Here is a 3,214-nt window from a genome sequence, read left to right as displayed (position 1 = left end):
GCCACCCGCTCGCCACCGCACGCGCGTGCCGCGTCCAGCGTGTCGGGGCCGCTGACCACCAGGTCCGCCGAGGCCGGGTCGCCGCCGATCTCCACGGTCACCCCGACCGAGGCGCAGGCGAGCAGCCACACCGCGCTCTGCCAGTGGGCGGGCAGCAGCAGCGCGAGCCGGTCGCCCGGCTCCGCGCCGAGGTCGCCCTGGAGCAGATTGGCCGTCTTGGACACCCAATTGGCGAAGGTCGCGACGGACAATTCGACGCGCTCTCCGGTGGCATCGTCGTAGAAAGTGACCAAGGGGCGGGCGGGATCCGTGGCGAGCGCGGATCGCAGCAGGTCGGCAGGGGTGCGGTCGGTGGCGTTCACCCGGGAAAGGGTACGTGGCCGGGCGAGCGGCCCGCCGCCGTACCGGTGACGGCGTCCACCGGTCGGCCCGATGGCCCGTCAGTTTTCCGCGGGTTTCTGAACGGGCGGCGGTGACAGGACACGCCGACGATCTTCACATGCGTGCCTACCTTGCTTCTTCGATCGGCGTCGCGTGCACCGCCGCGCTGGTCCTGCCCCTGTCGCTCCCGTCCGGCGCGGTCGCCTCCCCCCAGGCCCCCGTGCCCCACCCGGCCGTCTCCCGGGCCGCCGCCCCCCGTACCGTCCCGTCCGCCGGCGCCACCACCCCCGCCGTGGCGGGCTCCACCCGGTCGCTCCCGCTGACCACGCTCGCGACGGACCGCGCGTCCGGCGCCGCCTCGGTCCAGGGCCTGGCCCGGCGGGACGTACAGCCCTTCTCCCTCCTCGGCGTCGTCTGGGACAACGCCGACGACGAACTCAACGGCACGGTCCAGGTCCGCACCCGCGCGACCGGGACGCACGTGTGGTCCGGCTGGCTGGACCTGGAGACGCACAACCAGGAGCACGGCGCCGACCTCGGTACGGAGGAGCGCTCGGCGGCCACCGTCCACGGCTCCACGGCCCCGCTGTGGGTCGGCAACTCGGACGGTGTCGAGCTGCGCGTCCGTGCCGTCGAGGAGGCGGGCCCCAAGGGTCCGGCCCGTCCGCTGCTGCCGCGGGGACTGCGGCTGGAGCTGGTCGACCCGGGCGGCGAGCCGCCGGCGGCGATGCCCGCGTACGGCCCGCAGGCCGGCCGCCCCGGCAGCCCGTCGGACACCCCTGACACCCCGGCGGTCCCCGGCACCGTACCCGGCACGGCGGGTACGCCCGTCGAGGAGGAGCGCATGCCGGTCGCCATGACGGCGGGGGACGCGGCCAGTTCGGCGGTCAACGCGGACCTGGCGGAGCTGGGCGCGACCGAGATCACCGCCCAGTCCAAGGCGCAGACCGAGGCCGACCTCGCCGACCAGGTCGGCTTCGCGAAGCCGTACATCGGCGCCCGTCCGCGCATCATCACGCGCAAGGGGTGGGGCGCGGACGAAAGCCTGCGCGAGCGGAAGTTCGGCTACACCAAGTCGGTCAGGGCCGCCTTCGTGCACCACAGCGCGACGGGGAACAACTACACCTGCGCGCAGGCGCCCTCCGTCCTGCGCGGTATCTACCGGTACCACGTCCTGAGCAGCGGATGGCGCGACATCGGCTACAACTTCGCCATCGACAAGTGCGGAAACATCTACGAGGGACGGGCCGGTGGCGTGGCCAAGCCGGTCATGGGCGCGCACACGCTCGGTTTCAACACGAACAGCGTGGGCATCGCCGTTCTCGGAACGTACAGCAGCACCAAGCCGCCGGCGGCCGCCACGACCGCCATCGCCAAACTGACCGCGTGGAAGCTGGGGCTCTACGGGGTCAACCCGCGCGGCAAGTCCACGCTGACGTCCGGGGGGAGCAACAAATACAAAAAGGGCACGAAGGTCGCGCTGAACTCCATCTCCGGTCACCGGGACGGCTTTGTCACCGACTGCCCGGGGAGCCGGCTCTACGAGAAGCTCGGCACCACGCGGACGACATCGGCCAAGTACCAGGGCCGCTGAGGAACGTACCGAACAGGCTGCACGCAGCTGCCTACACTGGCCGGTCATATGTATGACGTCGCGTATGCGGTGCCGGCCCCAGCAGGAAGCAGAGACGACACGGTGACAGAAGCGATCCTCCTGGTCGGGGGCAAGGGCACCCGGCTGCGGCCGCTCACGGTGCACACACCCAAGCCGATGGTGCCGGCGGCGGGCGTCCCGTTTCTCACGCATCAGCTGGCCCGCGCGCGGGCGGCGGGGGTCGAGCACGTCGTCCTGGCGACCTCGTACCTCGCGGAGGTCTTCGAGCCGTACTTCGGTGACGGCTCGTCGCTCGGACTGCACCTGGAGTACGTGACGGAGCGCGAGCCGCTCGGCACGGGCGGAGCCATCCGCAACGTCGCCGGCCGGCTCCGCTCGGGCCCGGACGAACCGGTCCTCATCTTCAACGGGGACATCCTGACGGGCCTCGACATCAAGGCGCTCGTCCGGACGCACGAGGTGTCGGGGGCGGACGTCTCGCTTCACCTGACCCGGGTCGAGGACCCGCGGGCGTTCGGCCTGGTGCCGACGGACCCGGGCGGGCGGGTGACGGCGTTCCTGGAGAAGCCCCAGACGCCGGAGGAGATCGTCACCGACCAGATCAACGCGGGGGCGTACGTCTTCCGCCGCTCGGTCATCGACTCCATCCCGGCGGGGCGGCCGGTCTCGGTCGAACGGGAGACCTTCCCGGACCTCCTGGCGTCCGGCGCGCACCTCCAGGGCATGGTCGACTCCACGTACTGGCTGGACCTGGGGACCCCGCAGGCGTTCGTACGGGGCTCCGCGGACCTCGTCCTGGGCCGCGCCCCGTCCCCGGCGGTCCCGGGCCGCCGGGGCGACCGCCTGATCCTCCCGACCGCCTCGGTCGCCGCCGACGCGAAGCTGACGGGCGGCACTGTGGTGGGCGAGGCGGCGGTGATCGGTGAGGGCGCCCGCGTCTCGGGCAGCGTGGTGCTGGCGGGCGCGGTGATCGAGGCGGGCGCGGTGATCACGGACTCGCTGGTGGGCGCGGGGGCCCGCGTGGGCGCCCGCACGATCCTGTCCGGCGCGGTGATCGGAGACGGCGCGGTGGTGGGCCCTGACAACGAGCTGCGCGAGGGCGTAAGGGTCTGGTGCGACGCGATCCTCCCGGCGTCATCGATCCGCTTCTCGTCGGACACGTAGCGACTGCCGCGGCCCCTGGCGGCCGGTTGGTTGTCCTCAATCGCCGGACGGGCT

General features: G+C 72.7%; 3 protein-coding genes. 2 read left to right on the top strand and 1 reads right to left on the bottom strand.

Annotated elements, in window-relative coordinates; genetic code table 11:
- Positions 1-362, bottom strand: a 362-nt coding sequence (locus GT042_RS15105; RefSeq protein ID WP_161309232.1) for a TIGR03089 family protein, incomplete at its 3' end; no start/stop codon positions are given.
- A 137-nt stretch (positions 363-499) separates the two neighbouring features.
- Here GT042_RS15105 and GT042_RS15100 point away from each other — a divergent pair.
- On the top strand, positions 500-1,975 hold the full coding sequence (locus tag GT042_RS15100; protein WP_161309231.1) for an N-acetylmuramoyl-L-alanine amidase: 1,476 nt from the start codon (positions 500-502) through the stop codon (positions 1,973-1,975).
- A gap of 102 nt (positions 1,976-2,077) precedes the next feature.
- Positions 2,078-3,160, top strand: coding sequence for an NDP-sugar synthase (locus GT042_RS15095; RefSeq protein ID WP_161309230.1), 1,083 nt, complete (start codon positions 2,078-2,080; stop codon positions 3,158-3,160).
- The last annotated feature ends 54 nt before the right edge of the window (positions 3,161-3,214 follow it).

The organism is Streptomyces sp. SID3212 (assembly GCF_009865405.1).
Classification (GTDB): domain Bacteria; phylum Actinomycetota; class Actinomycetes; order Streptomycetales; family Streptomycetaceae; genus Streptomyces.
This window is presented reverse-complemented; position numbering and strand designations above follow the sequence as displayed.